The sequence below is a fragment of the Cryobacterium sp. N19 genome, from assembly GCF_002929595.1.
Taxonomy (GTDB): Bacteria; Actinomycetota; Actinomycetes; order Actinomycetales; family Microbacteriaceae; genus Cryobacterium; species Cryobacterium flavum.
The window spans coordinates 388802-414199 of record NZ_PJJR01000050.1 but is presented as its reverse complement, the minus strand read 5'-3'; the positions used below and the strand labels follow the sequence as shown (position 1 = coordinate 414199).

Annotated in this window: 23 protein-coding genes; 12 read left to right on the top strand and 11 right to left on the bottom strand. The window is 66.9% G+C overall.

Annotated elements, in window-relative coordinates; all coding sequences use genetic code 11:
• Nucleotides 1-213: 213 nt before the first annotated feature.
• Nucleotides 214-1068, bottom strand: coding sequence for an RDD family protein (locus tag CXY78_RS11590; protein WP_104089432.1), 855 nt, complete (start codon nucleotides 1066-1068; stop codon nucleotides 214-216).
• 17 nt (nucleotides 1069-1085) lie between these two features.
• Between CXY78_RS11590 and CXY78_RS11585 the strand changes: the two genes are divergently transcribed.
• Nucleotides 1086-2081: a stage II sporulation protein M gene (locus CXY78_RS11585; RefSeq protein ID WP_104089431.1), complete on the top strand. Its 996-nt coding sequence runs from the start codon at nucleotides 1086-1088 to the stop codon at nucleotides 2079-2081.
• 1 nt (nucleotide 2082) lies between these two features.
• On the opposite strand, the gene CXY78_RS11580 is transcribed toward CXY78_RS11585, so the two are convergent.
• Genes CXY78_RS11580 through CXY78_RS11560 form a run of 5 tightly spaced genes read right to left on the bottom strand, consistent with a single transcriptional unit; the run spans nucleotide 2083 to nucleotide 7571 of the window.
• The gene (locus CXY78_RS11580; RefSeq protein WP_104089429.1) at nucleotides 2083-3390 is read right to left on the bottom strand and encodes a DUF58 domain-containing protein; all 1308 of its coding nucleotides are present in this window, start codon (nucleotides 3388-3390) and stop codon (nucleotides 2083-2085) included.
• 2 nt (nucleotides 3391-3392) lie between these two features.
• Nucleotides 3393-4394 carry a MoxR family ATPase gene (locus CXY78_RS11575; protein ID WP_104089428.1) on the bottom strand — a complete coding sequence of 334 codons (1002 nt, stop codon included), beginning with the start codon at nucleotides 4392-4394 and terminating at the stop codon, nucleotides 3393-3395.
• Entirely contained in the window at nucleotides 4391-5698 is a 1308-nt protein-coding gene (locus CXY78_RS11570) for a DUF4350 domain-containing protein (RefSeq protein ID WP_199182617.1), read from the bottom strand. Before CXY78_RS11570 ends, CXY78_RS11575 begins: the two co-directional genes overlap by 4 nt.
• Nucleotides 5695-6393, bottom strand: coding sequence for a DUF4129 domain-containing protein (locus CXY78_RS11565; RefSeq protein ID WP_104089426.1), 699 nt, complete (start codon nucleotides 6391-6393; stop codon nucleotides 5695-5697). The genes CXY78_RS11570 and CXY78_RS11565 overlap by 4 nt, the downstream gene beginning before the upstream one ends.
• On the bottom strand, nucleotides 6390-7571 hold the full coding sequence (locus tag CXY78_RS11560) for a hypothetical protein (RefSeq protein WP_104089425.1): 1182 nt from the start codon (nucleotides 7569-7571) through the stop codon (nucleotides 6390-6392). The genes CXY78_RS11565 and CXY78_RS11560 overlap by 4 nt, the downstream gene beginning before the upstream one ends.
• Before the next feature lie 156 nt (nucleotides 7572-7727).
• Between CXY78_RS11560 and mtrA the strand changes: the two genes are divergently transcribed.
• From mtrA to secA, 6 genes are all read left to right on the top strand, one after another.
• Nucleotides 7728-8408, top strand: coding sequence for an MtrAB system response regulator MtrA (mtrA, locus tag CXY78_RS11555; RefSeq protein WP_092340544.1), 681 nt, complete (start codon nucleotides 7728-7730; stop codon nucleotides 8406-8408).
• Nucleotides 8409-8465: 57 nt separating this feature from the next.
• On the top strand, nucleotides 8466-10106 hold the full coding sequence (gene mtrB / locus CXY78_RS11550) for an MtrAB system histidine kinase MtrB (RefSeq protein WP_199182616.1): 1641 nt from the start codon (nucleotides 8466-8468) through the stop codon (nucleotides 10104-10106).
• On the top strand, nucleotides 10099-11796 hold the full coding sequence (locus CXY78_RS11545; protein WP_158252829.1) for an LpqB family beta-propeller domain-containing protein: 1698 nt from the start codon (nucleotides 10099-10101) through the stop codon (nucleotides 11794-11796). The genes mtrB and CXY78_RS11545 overlap by 8 nt, the downstream gene beginning before the upstream one ends.
• A 90-nt stretch (nucleotides 11797-11886) precedes the next feature.
• Nucleotides 11887-12588, top strand: coding sequence for a ComF family protein (locus CXY78_RS11540; RefSeq protein ID WP_092340546.1), 702 nt, complete (start codon nucleotides 11887-11889; stop codon nucleotides 12586-12588).
• Between the two features lie 111 nt (nucleotides 12589-12699).
• The gene (gene hpf / locus CXY78_RS11535; protein ID WP_104089423.1) at nucleotides 12700-13404 is read left to right on the top strand and encodes a ribosome hibernation-promoting factor, HPF/YfiA family; all 705 of its coding nucleotides are present in this window, start codon (nucleotides 12700-12702) and stop codon (nucleotides 13402-13404) included.
• Between the two features lie 137 nt (nucleotides 13405-13541).
• Nucleotides 13542-16349, top strand: coding sequence for a preprotein translocase subunit SecA (secA, locus tag CXY78_RS11530; RefSeq protein ID WP_104089422.1), 2808 nt, complete (start codon nucleotides 13542-13544; stop codon nucleotides 16347-16349).
• A gap of 93 nt (nucleotides 16350-16442) precedes the next feature.
• On the opposite strand, the gene CXY78_RS11525 is transcribed toward secA, so the two are convergent.
• Nucleotides 16443-16898 carry an Rv3235 family protein gene (locus CXY78_RS11525; protein WP_104089420.1) on the bottom strand — a complete coding sequence of 152 codons (456 nt, stop codon included), beginning with the start codon at nucleotides 16896-16898 and terminating at the stop codon, nucleotides 16443-16445.
• 132 nt (nucleotides 16899-17030) lie between these two features.
• Between CXY78_RS11525 and CXY78_RS11520 the strand changes: the two genes are divergently transcribed.
• From CXY78_RS11520 to CXY78_RS11505, 4 genes are all read left to right on the top strand, one after another.
• Nucleotides 17031-17630: a hypothetical protein gene (locus CXY78_RS11520; RefSeq protein WP_104089419.1), complete on the top strand. Its 600-nt coding sequence runs from the start codon at nucleotides 17031-17033 to the stop codon at nucleotides 17628-17630.
• A gap of 88 nt (nucleotides 17631-17718) precedes the next feature.
• On the top strand, nucleotides 17719-18354 hold the full coding sequence (locus CXY78_RS11515; protein WP_092340551.1) for a hypothetical protein: 636 nt from the start codon (nucleotides 17719-17721) through the stop codon (nucleotides 18352-18354).
• Complete coding sequence (locus CXY78_RS11510; RefSeq protein ID WP_104089417.1) at nucleotides 18354-19616, top strand: regulator; 1263 nt, start codon at nucleotides 18354-18356, stop codon at nucleotides 19614-19616. Before CXY78_RS11515 ends, CXY78_RS11510 begins: the two co-directional genes overlap by 1 nt.
• A 28-nt stretch (nucleotides 19617-19644) precedes the next feature.
• The gene (locus tag CXY78_RS11505) at nucleotides 19645-21138 is read left to right on the top strand and encodes a sensor histidine kinase (RefSeq protein WP_092340553.1); all 1494 of its coding nucleotides are present in this window, start codon (nucleotides 19645-19647) and stop codon (nucleotides 21136-21138) included.
• 223 nt (nucleotides 21139-21361) lie between these two features.
• On the opposite strand, the gene CXY78_RS11500 is transcribed toward CXY78_RS11505, so the two are convergent.
• Nucleotides 21362-21610 (bottom strand): WhiB family transcriptional regulator, encoded by a 249-nt coding sequence (locus tag CXY78_RS11500; RefSeq protein ID WP_035837005.1) that lies wholly within the window; start codon nucleotides 21608-21610, stop codon nucleotides 21362-21364.
• 268 nt (nucleotides 21611-21878) lie between these two features.
• Between CXY78_RS11500 and CXY78_RS11495 the strand changes: the two genes are divergently transcribed.
• A complete protein-coding gene (locus tag CXY78_RS11495; protein ID WP_198412709.1) occupies nucleotides 21879-22253 on the top strand; it encodes a hypothetical protein in 375 nt (124 codons plus the stop codon).
• 41 nt (nucleotides 22254-22294) lie between these two features.
• Here CXY78_RS11495 and bcp read toward each other — a convergent pair whose 3' ends face one another.
• Genes bcp through aroA form a run of 3 tightly spaced genes read right to left on the bottom strand, consistent with a single transcriptional unit; the run spans nucleotide 22295 to nucleotide 25304 of the window.
• Nucleotides 22295-22774, bottom strand: a complete 480-nt coding sequence (gene bcp, locus CXY78_RS11490) for a thioredoxin-dependent thiol peroxidase (RefSeq protein WP_104089415.1) — start codon at nucleotides 22772-22774, stop codon at nucleotides 22295-22297.
• A gap of 25 nt (nucleotides 22775-22799) precedes the next feature.
• Complete coding sequence (rsgA, locus tag CXY78_RS11485) at nucleotides 22800-23942, bottom strand: ribosome small subunit-dependent GTPase A (protein WP_104089414.1); 1143 nt, start codon at nucleotides 23940-23942, stop codon at nucleotides 22800-22802.
• Nucleotides 23943-25304: a 3-phosphoshikimate 1-carboxyvinyltransferase gene (gene aroA / locus CXY78_RS11480; RefSeq protein WP_104089412.1), complete on the bottom strand. Its 1362-nt coding sequence runs from the start codon at nucleotides 25302-25304 to the stop codon at nucleotides 23943-23945.
• Nucleotides 25305-25398: the final 94 nt, after the last annotated feature.

Genomic DNA, 25398 nt, shown 5'->3' with positions numbered 1-25398 from the left:
ATACCCCGACACCCCGCCCACAACGTAGACGCTGTGCGAGCTGCGACGTGCTCCAGCCGCGGTAAGAGCGGGCGTCTGGCGAGCTGGGAGCTTGCGGGACTGTGGCTATCTAGGAGGTCGTCCATCTGCTTGCTATAGCAAGCATCCTTTGCTTTGGATCCCAATACTTAATGGGACGGGCCACGCACCCGGTGCTTTGCCCCTGTCGGTGAATCAGCGGTTGGGGAAGCCGTGGGGGAGACCGGTCAGAACGGGCGCGAGCCGGGCCAGACGATCGCGCTCGAGGATGAGGGCGGTGTACTCACGTTCGCGGCGCACGGCGGCTACGCCGACGAGGAAATACTCGGCCGGAGCGTCAGGCAGCGGCCAGACGAAGGGGGCGACCTCGGCGGCGAGGGACTGAGCCAGATGTTCGCGGGTCACGGGGGTCAGATGGGACGACTGGCGCAGGTACTGGGCGACACGACGGGCGAGGCGGTCGGGCAGGCGCGCGATATCGACCGTCTGCGACCAGGGCAGCAAGGCGTCTGGTAGGGGGCGCGGGACCTCTTTATTGCGCTGCACACGTTCGTGCTGGCTGTAGGTACCGGCCAGCAGGTCGCCGAGGCGCTTGGAACGCCCATTGAGCAGGGCAGTGATGGCGGCGAGACCTCCGACGGTCATGATGATCTCGAGCACGCCGGTCAGGGCGCGAATGAACGCGTGACGCAGGGAGATCGCTCCGCCGTCGTCTCGTACGATGCGGGCGCCGATGGCGAACTTGCCAAGCGAGCGGCCGTGCGTGAGGGTTTCGACCAGGACCGGCACGACCACCAGCGAGAAGACGAGGGCAACAACGTTCAGTGCCTGGGTGAGCGCGGCGTCGGTATAGGCCGCGAAACTCAGATAGAAGCCCAGAAGAATGAGCAGGTACAGGGCCAGATAGGCGATCGCGTCGATGATCGCCCCGGCGCCGCGGAGGATGACGCTGGCCGGCCGCACGTCGAGCGCGACCGCCTCACCGGTGACGAGTTCATCGTCACTGTCAAAATCAGCGGCACGGTCGGTGGGACGCGCGGTCTCCTTCATGTCTACTATTGAACCAGATGGATCTCGACGCATATACGGCCGCGCACCGCGCCGACTGGGACCGCCTGACCGAGCTCGGTGCCCGGCGGGGTCTGTCCGGTGCCCAGTCGGATGAGCTGATCGAGCGATATCAGGCCGGGGCCACTCAGCTCTCCGCGATCAAATCGACCGCCGGCTCTACCCTGGACGGCGACCGGCTGTCGGTCGGCCTGTCCCGCGCCCGGCTGCGCTTCACCGGCGTGAGTGTCAATGTGTTGGCGCAGCTTCCCCGGTTTTTCGTTGCCCAGCTCCCCGCGGCTTTATATCGGCTCCGCTGGCTCACCCTCGCGGTCGCCGTGGTCACGGTCGTCGTCGCTGGACTGTACGCCGTGTGGGCCTACAACGATCCAAGGGTCTTGGCCAACCTGGGAACAGAGGCGCAACTCGCGCAACTGGCCAACGAGGACTTCGTGGGGTATTACTCCGCGAACCCGGCGGCCTCCTTCGCCGGATTCGTCTCGACCAACAACGCCTGGATCGCCGCGCAGTGCATCGCCTTCGGCATCACCGGGGTCTACGTGCCATTCATCATTCTGCAGAACGCCATGAACCTCGGCACCACGGCCGCCATCATGTTCGCCTACGACAAGGGCGACGTGTTCTTCCTCTACATTGCTCCGCACGGGCTGCTCGAGCTCACGGCGATCTTCGTTGCGGCTGCCGGCGGACTGCTCATTTTCTGGGCCTGGATCGCCCCCGGCGCACGTACCCGAGGTCAGGCACTCGCCGAAGACGGCCGAGCGCTGTTCACCGTGGCGATCGGACTGGTGTTCGTGCTGTTGGTGTCGGGCATTATTGAGGGCTTCGTCACCTCGCAGCCCTGGCCGTGGCCGATCAAGATCGGCATCGGAGCGGTGGCGCTCGGCGCGTTCCTGTTCTACATGATCGTGGTCGGCGGGCGCGCAAGCAGGGCCGGAGAAACCGGCGACCTCAGTGAGTTCGAAGCGGGGAGTACGCGCATTTACAGCGCGTGAGTCAGAGCCGCCCGGCCGCCTTCAGCGCGATGTAGCGGTCAGCCAGGGCGGGCGGAAGCTGCGCGGGGGAGGCGGTGACGACATCCGCTCCCAGCTGGCGGATGGCGGCCGACACGCGCGCCACGTCGAGCAGGGCCCGCTCAGCGGCCGCCGCGCGGTAGATCTCGTCGCGTCCGCCGCGGGTGGCCGCCGCGAGCACGGTAGCTGGGTCGAGCACGGAGGCCACGACCACCGTGTGCCGCTTGGTGAGCTGCGGCAGCACCGACAGCAGCCCGGTCGACGCTCCCGCAGCGTCGATGGAGGTGAGGAGCACGACCAGGGCATGCTGGCTCGTGACCGCGCGCACCTGGCCGGGAACGGCCGCCCAGTCCATTTCGATGAGCTCCGGGTCGATCAGCGCCATGGAATCGACCATCTGCGACAGCAGGGCCGCGCCGGTCGCTCCCTGCACCCGGCCGCGCACCCGGCGGTCGAAGGCGAGAAAGTCAACCCGGTCGCCGGCCACCGAGGTGAGGGCTGCGAGCAGCAGGGCCGCTTCGAAGGCGGTGTCCAGCCGGGGCTCGTTGTCGACGCGGGCTGCGGACGTGCGGCCGGTGTCGAGCAGAATCACGATCCGACGGTCGCGCTCCGGCCGCCAGGTGCGCACCATGACGTCGCCCCGCCGGGCCGTGGCCCGCCAGTCGATCGAGCGCACATCGTCACCGCGCACATATTCGCGCAGCGAGTCGAACTCGGTGCCCTGCCCGCGCACCATCACGCTCGTGCGTCCGTCGAGCTCCTTGAGTCGTGCGATACGGGAGGGCAGGTGTTTGCGGGCGTGAAACGGCGGCAGAACCCGGATGCGCCCCGGCGCGTTCAGTGTCGCCTGACGGTTCCACAAACCCAGCGGCCCCAGGGAGCGCACCGTCACCTGTTCGACCCGGCGCTCCCCCCGCCGAAACGGAGTGAGCGTCAGCGAGACCAGCCGCCGTTCGCCGCGCACAATCACCACCCGGCCGCGCACGAGGCCGGCACCCGCCGACGGCTGCCAGGCATCCCGCACCACGGCGTTCAGGCGCCGACGACCGGTATTCGTCAGGTACAACTCGCTCGTGGCCGATTCGCCGAGGCGAACGCGGGCGGGCAGCATCCGTTCGACCGAAACGGCGCGCGGCGACGCGGCCAGCGCCAGGTCGAGACTGCCGAGCAGAAGCACGAAGACCAGCCAGAGGGCGAGCACGCCGGCCGCCGCCTCCACGGAGGGCCCGAACAGCACGATGGGCACCGCGCCGAGGGCGAGGAGAAGAACGAACCGTCCGCTGAGCGTCATCGTTAGATCGGAACCTGAACCTGCTGCAGCACTCCGCGCAGAATCGCATCGACCGAGACGCCTTCGAGTTCGGCTTCGGGGCGCAGCTGCACACGGTGCCGCCAGACCGGCAGCGCCATGGCCTGCACGTGGTCGGGGGTGATCGAGTCGTAGCCGCTCAGCCAGGCCCACGCCTTGGTAGCGGCGAGCAGGGCGGTCGTGCCGCGAGGGCTGACCCCGAGCTTGACCGAGGGGCTCGTGCGGGTGGCGCGGGCCAGGTCCACGATGTAGGCGAGCACATCGGCGCTCGACCCGACCCGAGCGACGGCATCCTGCGCCGCGGCGAGTTCGGCCGCGCCGAGAACCGCGCTCACACCGGCACCGGCCAGATCGCGCGGATTGAAGCCGGCCGCGTGGCGGCGCAGCACCTCGATCTCATCGACCCGCTGAGGCACTTCGAGCACGAGCTTGAGCAGAAACCGGTCGAGCTGTGCCTCGGGCAGCGTATAAGTGCCCTCGTATTCGATCGGGTTCATGGTCGCCGCCACGATGAACGGCTCTGGCAGCTTCAGCGACTCGCCGTCGACGCTGACCTGACGCTCCTCCATCGCCTCGAGCAGCGCGGACTGCGTCTTCGGCGGCGTGCGGTTGATCTCGTCGGCGAGGCAGATGTTCGTGAATACCGGCCCCTGCCGAAACTCGAATTCGCCGGCCTTGGTGTCGTAAATGAGCGACCCGGTCACGTCGCCGGGCATCAGGTCGGGCGTGAACTGGATTCGTTTGGTGTCGAGACTGAGTGCGTGGCTGAGGGTGCGCACGAGCAGGGTTTTCGCTACGCCCGGCACGCCCTCGAGCAGCACGTGGCCGCGCGCGAGCAGCGCGATGATCAGCCCGGTGACCGCGCCGTCCTGCCCGACGACGGCCTTGCCGACCTCGGTGCGCACCCGGTTGAGGGCGGCCCGCAGCGCGGCGGCATCCGCTGCGTTGGTCGGCGCGGTGTCGATCTGATCAGTGGGAGTCGTCATGGGTCCATTCTCTCGGCTGGAGGGGGGAAGATTTCAGAAGAAGCGGATGCCGGCGCCCCGGCCCGCACGGCCTGGCTGGTCGCCGTTTCGAGGGCCTGCAGGGCGACTCCGAGCTCCATCAGCTGGGCATCGGAGACGGGGATGGCACCCACGAGAACCCGGCGAACCTCGTCGGGGGCGCGGCCGGTGATAAGCGCCACCGTGGCGATGACCTCGTCCAGGTGGGCGAGCCGGCCGAGGCCGACGGTTCGGGCGAGGCGTTGCACGGCGCCCACGCGCAGGGCGTCGATCGCCCGCAGGCGGGCGTTACTGCGCGCATAGAGTCGGGCTCGACCCTCCAAAGTCTCGCTCGCCTTCACCGTGACCGGCAGATTCTCGGCTACGAGCGGCCCGAAGCGCCGGCCGCGCCAGACTGCGGCGGCGACGCCGACGAGCGCGAGCAGCATGAGCACCGGGGTGACCCAGCCGGGCGTCAGGTCGGCGAGTGAGGGTGGCCCCGTGCGGGGCAGGTCGGCCAGGGTCGGCAGGTACCAGACCAGCGAGTCGCTCGGCCCGAGCAGGCCGAGGGCGAACGCCGCATTGCCGTAGCCGGTCACGTTCTCGTTGTTGAACACGCGCGGGTCGGGCACAAGCGAGACGAGGTCGCCGGTTAGTTCGTTCTGCACCTGCACCAGCGAGAAGGTGTCGGTGCCGCTCGGAAAGCAGCCGGTGACCAGCGGATGCTCGCCCTGCGGAATCGACAGGGTGTCGCCGCCCGGCACCAGCTCCCCGGCCCGGCTTGCGGCCGGAACCGAGCAGTCGGCCGTCAGCGTCTCCGCATCGGAGACACCGCCGAAGCCCACGGTGGGCGCCAGCGACTGCAGGGCCAAGAAATCCGGTGCAACGACCACCGTGCGCGCGGCGAGGTCGCCGAGTTCGCTCAGCTGCGACTGGTCGAGGTAGCTGTTCTCGTCATAGAGCAGCACGGTGGAATCCGCGCCGACCGCTCCGCGCACCTCGGCCAGGGAACCGGCCAGAGTCACGGTGACGCCCTGCTGGCGAAGCACTTCGACCAGGGCCATCGACCCGGCCGGAGCCGCGTTGTCCCCGGCCAGTGCCCGGCCGGCAGCCTGACTGCCACCCGAGACGAGCACGGCGATGATGGCGATGGCCAGTATGCAGGCAGCGGCGATCACCCAGAACGAGGAGCGGCGAAGCAGCGCGCGCAGGGTCGGCGATGCCACGGTCGTGGCGCTCACAGGGCCACCACCGGCGCGGGCGCCGGGCGCAGCGGCATCCACTGGAGACGTCAGCGTCGCGCTCATGACCGACCCGCCTCGGCCAGCACGACGGGCATCGCAGAGCGCAACTCGGCCTCGAGCGCGGCCAGAGCGCGATAGTCGGGCTCGGTGCCGGCCTGCTCCAGATAGCGCACCCGGTCGAAGGTATCGGCGGCGAGAGCCAGGGCCGGGCCATGCGCCGGAAAGACCTGCCGGGCTCGGGTGACGAAATCGTGCGCGGTCGTGCCGGGCGAGACAGCGAGCACCGTGCGTTCGGCGAGGCCGCGGGCCAGGGCGCGAAAAATTTCCTCGCAGGCCAGGCTCCAGTCGCCTGCGCTCGCCGCTGCCTCGGCGGCCGTGCGCATCTCGGCGCTGCTGCGCTGGTCGATCGTGCCGAACAGGTCGAGAGCGGCGCGGCGTCGCCTGGCCAACCTGGGGGCGCCGAACAGCAGCCAGCCGGCCACAAGCGCCGCGAGCACAAGCACGACCGCGACAATCGGCAGCCAGTCTTTCAAATTGCCGTCGCCGCTGATGGTCAGGGACTGGAGCCAGTCCAAAAAGGCCTGGGACGCCCGGTCGAACCAGGTGGGCCGGGCGGCGGCGTACGGGGCTTTGGCGAGTTCCTCGCGAAGCCACTGGCGGGCCTCTGGCGCGTCGGGAACCACCGGTACATCACGCGGCACGCCGAACGTGATGCGGTCAACCAGCGATCCGAGCTGCGCCAGGCCCAGAGCCGTCATGCCGCCGGATACCCCGTGCCGGGAGCGGTCGGTACCAGATACGGGTCGGGAACATCGCCGCCCTGCGCCGCCGATTCCACGTAGCGCGCCAGCTCGAGGTCGAGCCCCTCCTTGCGCATGCGCAGGTCGAGGTAGATCAGCGCTATGGCCGCCGACTGCACGACGGCCGCCACTGCGGCCACCGGAATAGCGATGATCAGGCTGAGGGCGGTGATGATGTAGGTCGTTTCGTCGGTGAATGCCCCGTTCGGGTCGATCAGCGACGCGCCGATTCCCATGAGCAGTGATACGGGCGTGGTGATGATCTGGGTGATCACCTGCACGATCAGGCCGATTAGCAGCAGTACGCCCAGAGTGCGCCAGAAGTAGCCGCGAGTGAGTGACCAGGATCGAACAACGGATGCCCGCACGCCCAGTTTCTCCAGCACGATCAGGCTCGGCACGACACTGGTTTTGGCGTACAGGAACGCGCTCACGGCCGCGAGCAGCAGGCCGCCGAAGATGCCGACCAGAACGCCGGCCACGAATCCGGCGGTACCGCCGACGCTGATCAGCGCCACGACAATGCCGGCGATCACGGCCACACCGATGAAGAGTGCCACGGTCAACAGCACGGTCCACAGCACCAGCGGCCAGAGACGGGTCGCCGCTGTGCGCCACAGCGCGCCGAGCCGTAGTTTCTCGCCGAGGGTCGCGCGGGCCACTTCGAGCACGATGACGGCCTGCAGCAGGGCCGAAGCGATGAGTGACAGGGCGATCGGGATAATGGCGGACAGCGCGCCGGCCAGTAACGAGCCGGCGGTGACGGCATCCTTTTGGTCGAGCGGGGCGCTGTCGATGCGGTCGATGGCCCAGAACGTGACGAGCCCGACAATGACCACGGTGATGAGCATGATCGCGGCCTGCACGATCAGACCGCTGCCGAAGGTTGCCTTCGGATTGCGGCGCAAGACCTGGAACGACGCGCCAAGCAGCGTACCGAATCCGATCGGTCTCAGTGGAATCAGCCCCGGCTTGGGCGGGGGCGCCCAGCCCTGCCCGGGGGCGCCGCCCGGATACGGGCCGCCCGGGTACGAGCCGTACGGATGCGGCGCGCTCTGATCGGGCGAGACGGGCGGCGCGAACTCCCCGTAGCGCGGTGCAACGGGGGCGTCGGGGGCTTGCCAGGGGTCTGTCACCATTCAATGCTGGCACAGGTCGATCAAGAAATGCGCTCAGAGGCACTCTGTCAGCGCGCTCAGCTACTCTTATGCCAGACTTTGCCGTACTCATCGGGCAATCTGCTGAGCGAACCACATCAGAACACACGTGACTGACGTTCTGGAAAGAGACCCATGACTGCACGAATTTTGGTTATCGATGACGATACCGCCCTGTCCGAGATGATCGGCATCGTTTTGCACGGCGAAGGCTTCAATCCGGGGTTCTGCGCCGATGGGTCCCTCGCCCTCGAGACGTTTCGCACCGAGAAGCCCGACCTGGTATTGCTCGACCTCATGCTGCCCGGCCTCGACGGGATCGAAGTGTGTCGGCTGATCCGCGCAGAATCGGGGGTCCCGATCATCATGCTCACCGCGCGGTCCGACACCACCGACGTGGTCAAGGGTCTCGAGTCCGGCGCCGACGACTACATGGTGAAGCCGTTCAATCCCAAGGAATTGGTCGCCCGCATTCGCACGCGCCTGCGCCCGCCCGCCGCCGACGGTGCCCTCGCCCTGCACATCGGTGACCTCGTGGTGAACGCGGTCGGCCACGAAGTCACCCGCGGAACGGCCGCGATCAATCTGACCCCGCTCGAATTCGACCTGCTGCTCGCCCTGGCGTCCAAACCCCAGCAGGTTTTCACCCGCGAGATGCTGCTGGAACAGGTCTGGGGCTACCACTACAAGGCGGACACCCGGCTGGTGAACGTGCACGTGCAGCGGCTGCGCGCCAAGGTCGAGCATGACCCCGACAATCCGAAGATCGTCATGACGGTGCGCGGTGTCGGCTATCGCGCCGGCACGGTCAGCTAGAGAACTACCACCGCCCATGTGCGCCCGGCGATTCCCGCAGAAACGGTTTCTCAAACCGTGCCCCAGCTGACCTATTGGAGCAGGCCGCGTAACTGGCCGAGGCTGGTGCGCGCGTCGTGGCGTTCCTCCCTGCAATTTCGTACGGTGACGATCTCGGTCGCGCTGTCCGGGCTGGCGATTCTGGTGGTGGGCGTCTACATGTCGGTCAGCATCGGCAACGACCTGTTTCAATCACGACTCAGCCAGGTGCTGCTCGAATCCGACCGTGCCACCAGCTCCGCGCAGAGCCTGTTCGATTCCTCCGATGCCACCGACCGGGTGCAGGTGCAGAACCTGCTCAGTTCGGCCCGCACCTCGATCTCGGCCGCCTCCTCGAGCCGGCTGGTCGCCGTGCTGCGGGTGCCTGGGCAGGATCCGTCGACCGTCGCGCCGCTCGACTCCTCGACGTTCGGGCAATCCACCGGTGTGATCGGCACCGACCTGCGCACCGAGGTGCAGGCCAACGACGGCGATCAGTTCTGGCAGTCGGTCACCTTGACCGGTGAGGATGCCACGACCATTCCCGGCATCGTGGTCGGGTCGCAGATCACGGTTCCGGTGGCCGGCCGCTACGAGCTGTACATCGCGTACAGCCTGCAGGATGCCGAAGCGACGCTCCTGTTCGTACAGCAGACCCTCGGAGTGGCCGGTGTCACCCTCGTGCTGCTGATCGGGGCCGTATCGTGGATCGTCGTGCGCTTCGTCGTCACGCCGCTGCGCGTGGCCGCCGAGACGAGCCAGAAGCTGGCCTCCGGTGACCTGGAAGTGCGCATTCCCGAGAAGGGTGAAGACGTCATCGCCACGCTTGCCCGTTCGTTCAACGGTATGGCCGACAGCCTGCAGAGCCAGATTCGTGAGCTCGCCGACCTGTCCGAAGTGCAGCAACGCTTTGTATCGGATGTCTCGCACGAATTGCGAACGCCGCTCACGACCATCCGCTTGGCCGGCGATGTGCTGTACGACCAGCGGGCGACTTTTCCGCCGGCCACCGGCCGCACCGCCGAGCTGCTGCACACCCAGGTCGAACGGTTTGAGCTGCTGCTGAGCGACCTTCTCGAAATCAGCCGCTACGACGCCGGGTCGGTGGAGCTGGAAAGTGAACCGACCAATCTGGTCTACCTCGCCGAGGATGCCATCGACAGCCTCCGCTCCCTCGCCGAGACCAAGGGCAGCGACCTGCGACTTCTCGCCCCCGGCGGGTACCTGAACGCCGACGTCGATCCGCGGCGCATCCGTCGGGTGCTGCACAACCTCATCGGCAACGCCATCGAGCACGGTGAGGGCAAACCCGTCGTGGTCTCGGTCGACAGCGACGCGAACGCGGTGGCGCTCGCCGTGCGTGACTACGGGCTCGGCATGAGCCAGGCCGAGGTCGCGCACGTGTTCGACCGGTTTTGGCGTGCTGATCCCTCACGCCAACGCACGATCGGCGGGACCGGACTGGGGCTGGCCATCTCGCGCGAAGACGCGAGCGTACACAACGGCTGGCTGCAGGTCTGGTCGAGCCCCGGCGACGGGTCGTGTTTTCGACTGACTCTGCCGCGCACGGCCGGCGCCATGCTCGAATCGTCCCCGATCCCGCTGCCGCCCGACGACGCCACGGCCGCGCTGGGCGCAATCGGGCATGTGCCCGGAATCGGCGGGGGCCAGCATGAGTAGTCGCAGTTCAGCCTGGCGCGTCGTTCCGGCGCTGCTCGTAGCGGTCAGTCTCGCCGTCGGTCTCGGCGGCTGCACCGGCATACCGCGCGACGGCGTGGTGCACGCCGGCAATGACATCGCGCCCGACGACAATCCGGCGCCGGTCTTTCTGCCCGCACTACCGCAAAAGGATGCTTCGGTCGAGTCCATCCTGCGCGGATTCATCGACGCCTCCTCCAGCCCGGAGAACAACTACGACATCGCCCGCCAGTTTCTGGCTCCGGCGTTTCAATCCAGTTGGGATCCTACTGCGGGCGTCACCGTCGACAACGGTTCAGGGCGCACCCTGACCGTCATCGACGACGCCACCACCCTCGTGGCCGTCACGCCGATCGCCGAAGTAGACCAGTCCGGGGAATACCGCGAGGTCGACGCGAGCCCGGTACCGTTGCGCTATGAATTTGCGCAGATCGGCGGCCAGTGGCGCATCAGCGCGGCCCCAAACGGCACCGTGATCGATGAGAACACCTTCAATGACGTGTTCAGCGCCCAGCCGGTCTACTTCTACGACCCGGGATTTCGGTTTCTGGTGCCGGACCTGCGCTGGTTTCCGCGCGGGGCATCCGCTCCGACCAAACTGGTCAATGCCGTCCTGAACGGACCGAGCGCCTGGCTGACCGGCGCCGTGGCCACGGCGTTTCCGGAAGGCTCCAAGCTCACCGCCGATGCCGTGCAGGTCGTCGGGCGGCAGGCCATGGTCGACCTGAACAGCGAAGCCCTCAACGCCGATCGGCAGACCCTGCAGCGTATGAAGGCCCAACTGGCGGCGAGCCTGCCGACGGGCCTGACCGTCGAAATCACCATCGACCAGAACTCCCAGGCCATCACTGATCTGGAGTCCGGCGCTCCGCTCGTGGATCCGCGCGTGGATGCCAGGGCGCTCGTGCTGCGCGGCGACGAGTTCGGTTTTCTCGCCGCGACCGGGCAGAGCGTCACCCCGCTCGACGGTTTGTCTGACGCCATCGCCCAGCTGGCCCCGACCGCGGTGACGCTCGCTTCGGGGCAGGGATCGGCTGCTGTACTGGCCAGCGACGGCGTCTACCTCGTGCGGGCCGGCGACGACCCTCAACTGCTCGATACGCGTGCCGGACTGCTCGCACCCTCGATCGACAACGACCGCTTCGTCTGGTCAGTGCCGGCCAACGATCCGAGCGCACTGGTCGTCTATGGCCCGTCGGGGGAGGCGACCGTACTGCCGACGCCGTGGCCGGAGGCCACGTCTATCTCGTCGCTGAAGGTGTCCAGAGACGGCGCCCGACTGATCGCGCTGCTCGGCACCGGTTCCGAGACCCGATTCGTGGTCGCCTCCATCATTCGCACCGGCGTTGTGCCGACCGGCATCGGCGCGCCCGTGCTGCTGGCATCGGGCGGCGGGGTCGGCCAGGGCGCCACCTGGATCAACGAGTTGACCGTCGCATCGCTCAGCCTGCTGCCCAGTGGCGAGGCCCGCATCGTTGCCCAACAGATCGGCGGCGTCAGTACCGTTTTGGAATCCCCGGTCAGCAGCCGGTTCATCGTCGGCAGCAACTCGGTGCGCGACCTGCGAGCCCTCACCGACACCGGCAGCCTCGAGGTGCAACGCGGAGCGGGCTGGCAGGCCCGCATCGGAGACGTGACCCTGCTCGCCACCCAGCAAGGCCTCGGCGGCTAGCTTCTCCTCCCCAGCGGGCGTCCAGGTCCGTTTGTGCACCGCTGGCGAAGTCGCACAGTCCCCACCGGCATCCCGCGGCACACTGAGGCCATGAGTAGACAGCTGCGCGATCGACTGGCCGCCGCCGGCCGCGACGCCTGGGCCACGCTGCTGCCGACCGAGTGCAGCGGCTGCGGTGCCGTCGACCGTGCCCTGTGCGCGAGCTGCCGGCTGGCGCTGGCGCCCGCCGTGCACGCGGTCACCCGCGACGACGCCCTCATCTGGGCCGCTCTGACTTATGCGGGTTCTGCCCGCCACGTGATCGCCGCCTACAAAGACGGCGGTCGAACGGATGCCGCCGCCGCGCTCGCCGCGCCGCTGCGAGCGGCCATCGTGGCCGCGCTCGTCGCCGTGCCAAACCTGACCGAGCCGAATCAGCCCGGGAGCCCGCGCGACATCCACCTGGTCACCATTCCGTCGTCCCGCCTGGCCTGGCGCGTACGCGGCTACCACCCGGTCGACGCCCTGCTGCGCCGGGCCGGCCTGCACTCATCCCCGGTGCTCGTGCAGCGCACCGAGGCCCTCGACCAGGTGGGTCTCGGCCGGGCGGCGAGGGCCTCGAACAAGAACAACAGTCTTGTCGCCCGGCATCCGCTCGACGGGGTGTCGGTGATCCTCGTCGACGACATTGTGACGACCGGCGCGACCCTGCTCGAGGCGCGGCGTGCCGTGTTCGCTGCGGGCGGTATCGTCGTCGGTCTGGCCGCACTGGCGGAAACACGGCGTCTGCTCCCCGCGCACAACCCTCCTTAGGCAAACTGATGGATAAATACTGTGACTTATCTGACCGTCACGGCTACGGTGGAGACAAAGGCGCGTAATGATCGCCCAGTTGTCGGGCGGTCCGCCAAACTGGAGGTCGTCATGGAAACTAACATCGTCGGACGCAACCTTGGGATCACTGATCGCTTCCGGGATTACGCGACGGAGAAGGCCGAGAAAATTGCCCTCCTCGCCGAGAAGGCCGTCGCGCTCGAGATTAAGGTCAGCCGCCACCACGAGAAGAACGGCGCTGCCGTCGGCAACGACCGGGTCGAACTCACCCTGATCGGCAAAGGTCCGCTGGTGCGGGCCGAAGCAGACGGATCCGACAAGTACGCCGCCTTCGACGTGGCGCTGGGTCGTCTGCTCGAACGCGTTCGTCGCGCCAAAGACCGCAAGAAGGTGCACCGCGGCGGGGCCCACCGTCCTACCTCGCTGCACGAGGCATCCGCTGTGGGATTCAGCGTCATCGACATCACCCCCGCCAACCCCGAAACGCTCGAGCGGGTGCGCACCGGCGCGATCCCGATTGTGCAAGCGGATGCCCCAGAAGCCTCCGCCGAGGAGGAATACTGCCCCGTCGTCATCCGTCGCAAGGTGTTCGCGGCTGCTCCCATGTCCGTCGACGATGCCCTCTACTTCATGGAGCTCGTCGGCCATGACTTCTACCTGTTCCAGGACATCGAGACGAAGCGTCCCAGCGTGGTCTACCGCCGCAAGGGCTGGGACTATGGGGTCATTGAGCTCGACGGTTCGTCGAGCGAGTTGCAGGAGGCTGTGCCCGTTGCCAGCGGGCGTGCCAACTGACCAACTAGCATTGCCTTAGCCGCCGACCAGGTCGGTGCTCTGGCATCTGCCAGACGAGAGGTGCAGGCTTGTGCTGCAGAAGTCCGATTGGGCTGCCGCAGTGCGAGCCTGCACCGTTTGACTAGTGGAGTACATTCGTGGCGTCAATTCTTGAAAAGGTTCTTCGTGTTGGTGAAGGCCGCGTTCTGCGCCGCCTCGAAAACTATGCGAAAGCCATCAACGCGCTGGAAGAAGACTTCCATGAGCTCACCGACGACGAGCTGAAAAACGAAACCGTCACCCTGCGGGAACGGTATTCCAACGGCGAATCGCTCGATGACCTGCTGCCGGAGGCCTTCGCCGCCGTGCGCGAGGCCAGCACGCGCACCCTCGGACTGCGTCACTTCGACGTGCAGCTCATGGGCGGAGCAGCCCTGCACCTCGGCAACATCGCCGAGATGAAGACCGGTGAGGGCAAGACCCTCGTCGCCACCACCGCGGCGTATCTCAACGCGATCAGCAGCCGCGGCGTGCACGTCATCACGGTCAACGACTACCTCGCGAGCTACCAGAGCGAGCTCATGGGGCGCGTCTTTCGCGCCCTCGGCATGACGACCGGATGCATCCTCTCCGGCCAGACTCCGGCGCAGCGTCGCGAAATGTATGCCGCCGACATCACCTACGGCACCAACAACGAGTTCGGTTTCGACTACCTGCGCGACAACATGGCGTGGCAGGCCAGCGACATGGTGCAGCGCGGCCACTACTTCGCCATCGTCGACGAGGTCGACTCGATCCTCATCGACGAGGCCCGTACCCCGCTGATCATCTCCGGGCCGGCATCCGGTGAAGCGAACCGCTGGTTCAACGAGTTCGCCAGCCTGGCCAAGCGTCTCATTGCCGACGAAGACTTCGAGGTCGACGAGAAGAAGCGCACCATCGGTGTGCTCGAACCCGGCATCGAAAAGGTCGAGGACTACCTCGGCATCGACAACCTCTACGAGTCGGCCAACACGCCGCTGATCTCCTTCTTGAACAACGCCATCAAGGCGAATGCCCTGTTCAAGAAAGACAAGGACTACGTCGTCATGAACGGCGAGGTGCTCATCGTCGACGAGCACACCGGCCGTATCCTCATGGGCCGCCGCTACAACGAAGGCATCCACCAGGCGATCGAGGCCAAGGAGGGGGTCGCGGTCAAGGCCGAGAACCAGACCCTGGCCACGGTCACCCTGCAGAACTACTTCCGCCTGTACTCGAAGATCTCCGGAATGACCGGAACGGCCGAGACCGAAGCCGCCGAGTTCATGAGCACCTACAAGCTTGGCGTGGTGGCCATCCCCACCAACAAGCCGATGCAGCGCATCGACCAGTCCGACCTGATCTACAAGAACGAAGAGTCCAAGTTTCGTCAGGTCGTCGAGGACATCGTCGAACGACACGAAGCGGGACAGCCGGTTCTGGTCGGCACGACCAGCGTTGAGAAAAGCGAGTACCTGTCGCGCCTGCTCGCCAAGAAGGGCGTGCGTCACGAGGTGCTCAACGCGAAGAACCACGCCCGTGAAGCTGCGATCGTCGCGCAGGCCGGTCGACTCGGTTCGGTGACCGTCGCCACCAACATGGCCGGTCGTGGTACCGACGTGATGCTCGGCGGCAACGCCGAATTCCTCGCCGTTGCCGAGATGAACGCCAAGGGCCTCAGCCCGGTCGAAACCCCCGACGAGTACGAACTCGCCTGGGACGACGTGTTCACCGCGGTCAAGACCAACGTCACCGAAGAGGCCGAGAAGGTGATCGCCGCCGGCGGTCTTTACGTGCTCGGTACCGAACGGCACGAATCACGCCGCATCGACAACCAGCTGCGCGGGCGCAGCGGACGTCAGGGAGACCCGGGCGAGAGCCGCTTCTACCTCTCGCTCACCGACGACCTCATGCGCCTGTTCAACGCCGGTGCCGCCGAGGCCCTCATGGGCCGCCAGGGCGTGCCAGACGACATGGCGATCGAATCCAAGGTGGTCAGCCGCGCCATCCGCAGTGCCCAGTCCCAGGTCGAGGGTCGCAACGCCGAGATCCGCAAGAACGTGCTCAAGTACGACGACGTTCTCAACCGTCAGCGCGAGGCCATCTACGGAGACCGCAGGCACATCCTCGAGGGTGACGACCTGCACGAACGCACCCAGACCTTCCTCACCAACGTCATCGACGAGGTGCTCGATGTGCACGCCGGCGACGGCAACGGTGACGACTGGGACTTCGATGCAATGTGGACCGAGCTCAAAACGCTCTACCCGGTGGGACTGACCATCGATGAGGTCGTCTCCGAGGCCGGCGACAAGGGCAAGATCAACCGCGACTTCATGCGCCGGGAGATTCTCTCTGATGCCAAGCTGGCCTATTCGCGCCGGGAAGTGAGCCTCGGAGCCCCGGCCATGCGCGAACTGGAGCGCCGTGTCGTTCTCTCGGTGATCGACCGTCGCTGGCGGGACCACCTCTACGAGATGGACTACCTGAAAGACGGTATCGGACTGCGCGCCATGGCTCAGCGCGACCCGCTGGTGGAATACCAGCGCGAAGGTTTCGCCATGTTCCAGCAGATGATGGGTCAGATTCGCGAGGAGACCGTCGGGTTCCTGTTCAACCTCGACGTTGAGGTGACTGCTGGGGCCGGTGCTGTCGCCGGGCCGGTCGTCGCTGCCAAGGGACTCACACCGGCCGACGCTCCCGAGGAGAAGCTCAGCTACACCGCACCGAGTGACTCAGGCGGAGTCGAGGTGCGCAACCAGCGCGGCCAGATTCAGCAGGCAGCCACTGACCGGGCCCGGCGCTCGGCCACCGTCGGGGCCAGCGACGACGAACCGGCCGAAGCAGCTGGCCCTCCTCAGCGCGGAGCGTTCGGGCAGAAAACCGAGGGTGCAGCCCCGGTGAACCGGGCCGAACGCCGATCGCAGGGTAAGAAGAACAGCTAGACCCCACGCCAGCACATCGACGTGCGCCCGTCCGGCGGCGCGCGGCGATGTGCGTGGGTGGGGCATCCGTCTGCTGGCCGGGCGGTCCTGGCCTCACAGGACGACGAGTACAGTAGCTCTCCAGCGCTGGTCCAGGGCTTCCAGCTGCAAGGAGACGACGTGCGCGCGGCGTTTGTCGTACACCACGATCACCGCGTTGAAACCGCCGGTCTCGGTCGGCCAGGTTTTGACCTGATCGATCCACAGTCTCGGCCGCTCCGCGACGATTCCCGTGATGGCTCTGGCACGAGAGGCGATCGTCACACGGATGTGAAGATGGGCGTAGACGTCGTCGGTGACCCATCGCGCGAGCTGCTCGAGGTCTCTGGCTCCGGCGATGACCTCGATGGCCCGCAGTGCGAGGGCGCGCAGGAGCTGTTCTGTTTCGTGCCCGTGCGCTGGCCCGATTGGTCTCGGGCCGGCACCGCGCGGGCTGACTGCGCGCTGGTCGACGCGGGGCGCCAACGGGTTGACCTGCAGACGGGCAGACCCGGAACCAGATGACGTCATTCTTCCTCCTGATATCGAACGTGCAACTCTTGTGGCGCAAAACCTAAGCAGCTTGATCGCTGCACTGTCGAGCGCTTAAAGAGCCTGTGCACAACCCGAGCGAGAACGCTCAGCGTCGGCTACTTTCAACGTGTGCGCTGGGATGATCTGTTTGACGACCTCGAAGGGCAACTCGAACGCGAGCTGCACGCCGAGGCCACTGACCTGCGCCTGCAGGAGGAACGTACGCGGTTGGAAAAGCTCTCCCTGCGCACCCGGTTGAGTAACGTGGTGCGATCGGCCGGCCCCGGAGGCACACTGCAACTGCGAATCGTGCTGGTGTCCGGCGAGACCCTCTCGGTTCGACCGACGACGCTGGGCCGGGACTGGCTCGCGGCGGACCTGCCCGGCACCGCCAATGGGCGGGCTCAGTGCGTGATCCCGCTCTCGGCCGTCGCCGGGGTAGTGCTCAGCGCGGAGCAGAGCCTGGTCTCGCTCGCGGTCGAGTCAGAATCCACCGGAAAGCTCATCGAACGCGTCGGTTTTCCCTTTGTGCTGCGGGACCTGTGCCGGCGGCGGCGCTTCGTGGAACTCGACACCCGCGGTGGTGTCCTGGCCGGAACCATCGACCGGGTGGCGCGTGACCATCTCGATCTGGCGGTGCATCCGCTCGGAACGCTGCGCCGCGCGCCGGAGATTCTGCACTACCGTCTCGTGCCGTTCTGGCAGATTCACGTTATTCGGCTCTGCTAGTTGTGGATAACTTTTTCACGACTTAGCGAAGTCGGGCACGATAGGGCCAATGCACCATCGGAATCGATTCAGAGAAGCGAGGTAACGGATGAAAACACCCCGTCCCACACGCACGCGCCGCCGCTTCTGGGTTGACCCCCGATTCATCATCGGGCTGGTGCTGGTCGCTGCTTCGATAGCGGGGGTCGGCGCGATTGTCGCTGGCACTGATCGCACTACGGCGGTCTATACCGCACGGCACACACTGACCGTCGGTGACCAGCTGAGGGCGGCCGACCTCGTTGAAACTCGGGTGCAGCTCGGCGGCGCGGCCGACCTGTATCTGGTTCCGTCGACCGGCTTGAAGGGTGGGCTGCTCGTCACGCAGACGATCCTGACCGGTGAACTGGTGGCCCGGTCAGCGGTCGGGGAATCGTCGGGGAGCGATGTGACCAGTGTCGTCGTCGACGTTCCCGGTCGACTGGCCGCCTCGATCGCGGCCGGTTCGGTCGTCGACATCTGGTCGGCGCGGGCGACCGGGCCGAGTGAGTACGCGCCGCCGACGATTCTCGTGGGGCAGGCTGTCGTCGTGCGGATCGTCGAACCGACCGGCATCATTGCCGCCTCCAGTGGGCAATCCGTGGAAATGCTCGTGCCGAAGGCCAACGTGGGCGCGGTGCTGGAGGCCATCATGAACGGCGATGCCCTCGCGATCGTTCCCGTGAACACCCCGGTGGTGCCCTGATGGCCCGGCTCGCGCTCGTGCTCGACCGAGCGACCGAGCAGCGCATGCTGGCCGACATCATTGATTGTGGGCACAGCGTGGTCACTCGCGTGGATACCGCCCGGGAGTTCCTTGAGACGCTGTCCCATGGGCAACCCCACGTCGTGGTCGTCAGTGGTCGCCGGGAATCCCTGACCGGCCAGTTGATCGCCGCCTGCGACGAGCGCGGCATTCGCGTTGTCGCCCTGACCGCGACGGAATTGGAGCGGCGGCACGCCGGCACCCTGGGCCTCTACGAAACTGTCGCGATACCCTGCGATTGGTCGGAGATTGAAGATTTGCTGGTGTCGGGGGTTGTCGTTCCGTTGCGGGTGGGGGAGCGGCACTTCACCGGCGGCGCACTCAATACCGGCTCGGTGATCGCGGTGTGGGGCCCGGCCGGCGCGCCAGGGCGCACGACACTGGCCATCAACATCGCGGCCGAAATCGCAGCGGCCGGTCACACCGTCGTGTTGGCCGACGTCGATACCTACAGCGCCTCGATCGCTCCGAGCCTGGGCATGCTCGACGAAGCGCCCGGCTTTGCCGCTGCCTGTCGTTTGGCCGGCAGCGACAGTTTGAACCAATCAGAGCTTGAACGTATCGCGCAACGCTACAACTCGCCCAAGGGTGCCTTCTGGGTGCTCACCGGCCTCGGCCGACCGTCGCGCTGGCCGGAACTGTCGACCGAACGGGTCACCCGCACCATCGACGCCTTGCGGCACTGGGTGGACTACGTCGTGCTGGACACCGGGTTCAGTCTGGAAAGCGATGAAGAGCTGACCAGCGACATGTTGGCACCCCGGCGCAACGCGGCCACCGTCACGGCCCTGCGGGTGGCCGACCACGTCGTGGCCTGTGGTCTGGCCGACCCGGTCGGGATGGCCCGGTTTCTGCGCGCTTGGAGTGACCTCACCGAGGTGATCGGCAGCAGCACGGTCAGCGTCGTGATGAACCAGGTGCGGGCGAGCGCGGTCGGGCTGAATCCGCGCGGGCAGGTCGCGGCAATGCTGCTGCGCTTTGGCGGCATCGAATCGCCCATTCTGGTGCCGCACGATCAGGGCGCCCTCGACGCTGCGGTCTTGACCGGCCGCAGCCTGCGAGACGCGAGCCCGAAGTCGTCAGCTCGAGCGAGCATCCGTCGGTTTGTACTGGAGGACCTCATCGTGGTTCCAGCCAGGGAATCAGAACGGATGCCGCGGCGGGTCAGGTGGCGCGGCAGTAAGGCCGCCCCGGCCAAGTAATCCGCCGGATACACCTAGGCTATGGAGAGTGTCGACGCTCAGTGATCTCGTACTTGCCCAGGGCCGCAGCAGCGCGGAAGATGTGGACTGGCTCCACATGCTGGTCGCGGATGGCCAGCTGCTGGCCGACCTCGCCTTCGCGGATATTGTCGTGTGGGTTCCGACAACGTCTGAGAGTTTCGTCGCGGTCGCACACGCGCGCCCGTCGAGTGCCGCCACGCTGTTCTACCGGGACTTCGTCGGCCAGCACATCAAAGCGGAGTGGCGCAACCAGGTCACCGAAGCCTTTGAGACGGCGAAGATCGTCGACCGCGACGCTCCGGACTGGTACGAGGAGACTCCCACCCGGGTGCGGGCCATCCCGGTGTTGCGCCGGCTGAGCACGACCGGTGCTGAAGTGACCGCTGCTCCGGTTGCGGTGCTCACCCGCCACACCAACCTGAGTGAAGCGCGCACGCCGAGCCGTCAGGAGCTCACCTTCAACGACTGCGCGAACGACCTGTTCGCCATGATCGCCTCTGGCGATTTTCCCGACCTCGGTGCCCCGACCGGGCCGCGCCGTGGCGCGCCGCGCGCGTCGGACGGCCTGCTCCGACTCGATGTCGACGGCCTCACCACCTTTGCCAGCCCGAACGCGCTCTCCGCATTCAACCGGATGGGTTTCGCGGAGGAACTCGAGGGAGAGTCGCTCGCCGAGGTCACTACGAGCCTGCTCACCGGCACCGCCGTGGTCGACGAGTCCCTGCCGCTCGTCGTGACCGGGCGGGCGCCCTGGCGCACCGACATCGAGGCGCGCGGGGTCACCGTGTCGCTCCGAGCCATTCCCATTCGCAACCGGGGCGAACGCATCGGCGCGATCATTTTGTCCAGGGACGTGACCGAGCTGCGGCACCAGGAACGTGAGCTCATCACCAAGGATGCCACCATCCGGGAGATCCACCACCGGGTGAAGAACAACCTGCAGACCGTGGCCTCGCTGCTGCGCATTCAGGCCCGGCGTACCCAATCCGACCGGGCACGCGAGGCGCTGACCCAGGCGATGCGGCGGGTTGCGGCCATCGCCGTGGTGCACGACACCCTGTCGGAGGGGCTCAGCCAGATCGTCGACTTCGACGCCGTCTTTGAACGGGTGCTGCTGTTGACGGTGGAGGTGGCATCCGCTCACAACACCACGGTGCACCCGAAGTCGTTCGGCAGCTTCGGAACCCTGCCGAGCGCGTACGCGACGCCGCTCGCGCTCGTGCTCACCGAACTCGTCACGAACGCGGTCGAGCACGGCCTCGCCGGGCGGGAGGGCGAGGTCTCGATTGAGGCGCAGCGCAGCGACGAGACCCTCACGGTGATGGTGCGCGACACCGGTGCCGGGCTTCCGGAGGGCAAGGTCGGCTCCGGGCTCGGCACGCAGATCGTGCGCACCCTCATTCAGGGCGAGCTGGGCGGCACCATCGACTGGCACACCATGATGGGCAGCGGCACCGAGGTCACGATCGAGATCCCCCTGCGCTTCATGCAGGAGGGCTAGCTTCCTCCTGCTGCGCGGATTTCTGCGCGGATTTCGGGACGGGGCCCAGGCCCCGTCCATGGGCCCAGTTTATAAACTGGGCCCATGTTCATAAGGTGGGCCCGGCGAGCGGATGCACCGGGGCGCGGCGCGCGACGGCTCGCCGGGCACAAAAAAGCGAGCCCTCGGCCTTCCGGGAGTACCGGATGGCCGCAGGCTCGCGTTCTGTAGTTGTGCTGGCTCGCTAGGAAGCGCGGCGGGCGCGTGCGGCGCGACGCTTGAGTGCGCGGCGCTCGTCTTCGCTCAGGCCGCCCCAGACTCCCGAGTCCTGGCCGGTCTCGAGTGCGTACTGAAGGCACACCTCGGTGACGTTGCATCGGGCGCACACCGACTTTGCCTTCTCGATCTGGTCCACAGCGGGTCCAGTGTTGCCGACCGGAAAGAAAAGTTCCGGGTCAGCGGTGAGGCAGGCAGCTTTATCGCGCCAGTCCATAGGGATGCTCCTTTTATTACATGGGTGCACGGCCGATTGGCCAGAGTTGCAGGGGTGATAGCCGGTTGCAGGAAAGTGGGATCTGCGCGATAACCGCGTTGAAACAGCTCACGTCCCTGTGAGCGTCAACCGGGCCTCAAATATCGTCCCATAATAGAGGTATCAAATCAATAGTTTTGTATGGCTTTTCGCTGTGAACAGCGGCTCTGGTGCAGGGCGCCCAGCCTGGATTAACCTCCGGGCACTTCGACGCGCCCCAATGTTGGGGGTGCTGATCGCGCTCCTCGCCGTGGAAGCACTCGCCCTGTGGGCCTTCAGCGCCTGGTGGGTGCTCGAACTGCTCATCGCCACCCCGAACTCCGTCGGAGCCTCGCTGGCCCTGTTAGCCCTCACCGTGGTCGCTGCCGTATGGGTCAGCGCGATCACCGTCGGGGCGCTCCGCCGCCGTCCGTGGATTCGCGGCGCCGCCGTGACCTGGCAGCTCGTGCAGGTCATGATCGCTATCGGCTGTTTTCAGGGCATCTACGCCCGACCCGACGTCGGCTGGGCGCTGCTGGCCCCCTCGATCGTCGTGCTCGTGCTGGTTTTCAATCCGCGTGTGGTCGCCGCCACCAGTCACGAACCCGAGCCCGAAGCCGACTGACGCCGCTCAAGCTGCAGCAGCCTCGGGCCGTGACGACCAGATCAGGCGTCGATGCCGAGCTTCTTGCGCAGGCTCGCGACGTGGCCGGTGGCCTTGACGTTGTACAGAGCGTGGGTGATGATTCCGGCCTCATCGAGCACGAAGGTAGACCGCAGCACGCCGGTCACGAGCTTGCCGTAGAGGTTCTTCTCTCCCCAGGCACCGTAGGCGCGGTGAACCTCAAGGTCGGTGTCACTTAGCAGCGGAAAATTCACCGCGTCGTGCTCCTGAAACTTCTTGAGCTTGGCCGGAGCATCCTTCGACAGGCCGAGCACCTGGTAGCCGGCTGATTTGAGCGACCCGAGGTTATCGCGAAAGTCGCAGGCCTGGGTGGTGCAGCCGGGGGTCATGGCGGCCGGATAAAAATACACGACGATCTTGCTGCCGGCGAAGTCCGCCAGCGAAACGGATGCCCCGTCCTGGTCGGTCAGGGTGAACTGGGGGGCTGTGTCGCCGACTGCAAGGCGTGCTGAATCCGTCATGCCTCCATCGTATCGATGTCGTATCTCAGCGGGCGGGGGCGAAGGTGGCGAGCAGGCGTTGCAGGGAATCCAGGCGCACCCGGCCGGTGTCGCCGAGCTCGCCAGCTTCAACGGCTTCGATGATGGCGCAATCCGGCGACCCGGGTAGGTGCGTGCAGCCGCGCGGGCAACGCTCGGCGATGGTGGCAAGGTCGGTGAACGCCTTCAAAATGTTGTCGGTGTTGATATGGCCCAGGCCAAAGGACCGCACGCCGGGGGTGTCGATAACCCACCCGCGGCCGGCATCCGTTTGTAGGCGCAGCGACACGGTCGACGACGACGTGTGGCGGCCGCGACCGGTGACGGTGTTGACGACGCCGATGGCCCGGTTGGTGCCGGGAACGAGCGCGTTCACCAGGGTGGACTTGCCCACGCCGGAGTGTCCGACGAAGACGGTGTCGTGGCCGACCAGCGCCGCCGAGATCTCCTCGATCGGCATGCCGCCCTCGCCGCTTTGGAACACCGGCAGGTCGAGTCCGGCGAAGTTGGCCAGAAAGGCTGACGGGTCGGCGAGGTCGGTCTTGGTGATACACAGGATGGGCTTCACGCCGGCGTCGTAGGCCGCGACCAGATAGCGATCCACCAAGCGGATGCGCGGCTCCGGGTTGGCCGCAGCGACCACGATCAGCATCTGGTCGGCGTTGGCCACGATCACACGCTCGACGGCGTCGGTGTCGTCGGCGCTGCGCCGCAGCAGGGTGTCCCGCGGCACGATGCGCACGATGCGGGCCAGGCTGCCCTCGGCACCGGTGGTGTCGCCGACGATGTCGACCCGGTCGCCGTTGATGACGGCGTTCTTGCGCAGCTCGCTGGCCCTGGCGGTCGTGATGCGCCGCTCGGTGGGCAGGTTCTCGTCGAGCATGACCGTGTAGCGTCCGCGATCGACAGAGAGGATGCGTCCGGTCAAGGCGTTCTCGTGGCTCGGGCGGGTCTTGGAGCGCGGTTTAGAGCCCTTGCGGCCGGGACGCACGCGCACGCTCGACTCGTCGAATTCGGGCTCGTCGTCGTCGGCGGAAGCCCACCAGGTGTCGCCGGGGTCGCCAGCGAGCTCGCCGGAATCGGCCAAGTCGTCAGGCCGGCCACGATCGTCATCCCAGGTGGGGTCGCCGGCGGGCGGCTCCACTGCCATCTACAGCGCCGCTTCGGTGAGCATCGCGTGCCACAGCTCGGGAAACTGGGGGAGGGTCTTGGCGGTCGTGCCGATGTTCTCGACGTCGACGCCCTCAATGCGCAGGCCGATCAGCGCTCCGGCGGTGGCCATGCGGTGGTCGTCGTAGCTGAGCCACTGGCCGCCGTGCAGGGGAGCGGGCTCAATCGTGAGGCCGTCGGGCAGCTCGGTGACCTTTCCGCCGAGCCGGTTGATCTCCGTGGCCAGCGCAGTGAGGCGGTCGGTCTCGTGGTTGCGAATGTGCCCGATGCCGGTGATCGTGCTGGGCGACTCGGCGAGGGCTGCCAGGGCCACGAGGGTGCAGGCGAGTTCACCGCCGGTGGACAGATCGAGCTCGACGCCGACAATACGCTCGCCGCCGGTGACGGTGAGGCGGTCGCCGGTGCGGGTGACGCTCGCACCGAATAGGGGAAGCAGCTGTTCGAGGTCGGCGCCGACCTGGGTGGTCTCGGCCGGCCAGCCGGTGATCGTGACGCTGCCGCCGGCCACAAGCGCGGCGCAGAGGAACGGCGCGGCGTTGGAGAGATCGGGTTCGACGTCGACCGTGCGGCCCGCGATCGGCCCGGGCGGGATGATCCACTCGCCGACGGCAGGAGTGGCCACGTCGACTCCGCGGGCGCGCAGCACCTCGATGGTCATCTCGATGTGCGGCAGGCTGGGCAGTCGTTCGCCCGAGTGAGTCAGGTGCAGCCCCTGGTCGAACCGGGCGCCGGCCAGCAGCAGCCCGGAGACGAACTGGCTGGAGCTGCCAGCATCGATGGTCACCGCGCCGCCGGTGACCGCTCCACGGCCGTGCACGGTGAACGGCAGGGCGCGCTTGCCATCGTCGTTGATATCGCCGCCGAGGTCGCGCAACGCGCCGATGATGGGGCCCATCGGGCGGCGGCGTGCACCGGCATCCCCGTCGAATGTGGTCGGGCCGAGGGCGAGGGCGGCCAGCGGCGGCAGGAAACGCATCACCGTGCCGGCCAGCCCGCAGTCGATCGTGGTCGAGCCGAGCAGCTCGGACGGCGGGGTCACACGCAGGTCCGTGCCGAAGACGCCGGTGCCGGGAACAGCCTCAATGGTGGCGCCGAGCTGACGCAGCGCGTTGACCATGAGGTCGCTGTCCCGTGAGTGCAGTGGCGAACGCAGCAGGGACGGTTCGCTGGCCAGAGCGGATGCGACCAGCTCCCGGTTGGTCAGCGACTTCGAGCCCGGCAGGGCCAGCACCGCCTGCAGCGGTGCGTCCGTGGTCGGCGCGGGCCACCAGGCATCCTCTTCGGTCGGCGAATTATCGCCGTACGGATCGAACTCCGGCTTGGAATATCTCGAGATCAACATCGGTTATCAGAATAGTCGGTGATAACAATCTGAGGGAGATCCGTAACGGTGTCAATGTTGTTGGAACGACCCCTGGCTGTGAGTAACAGCTTAG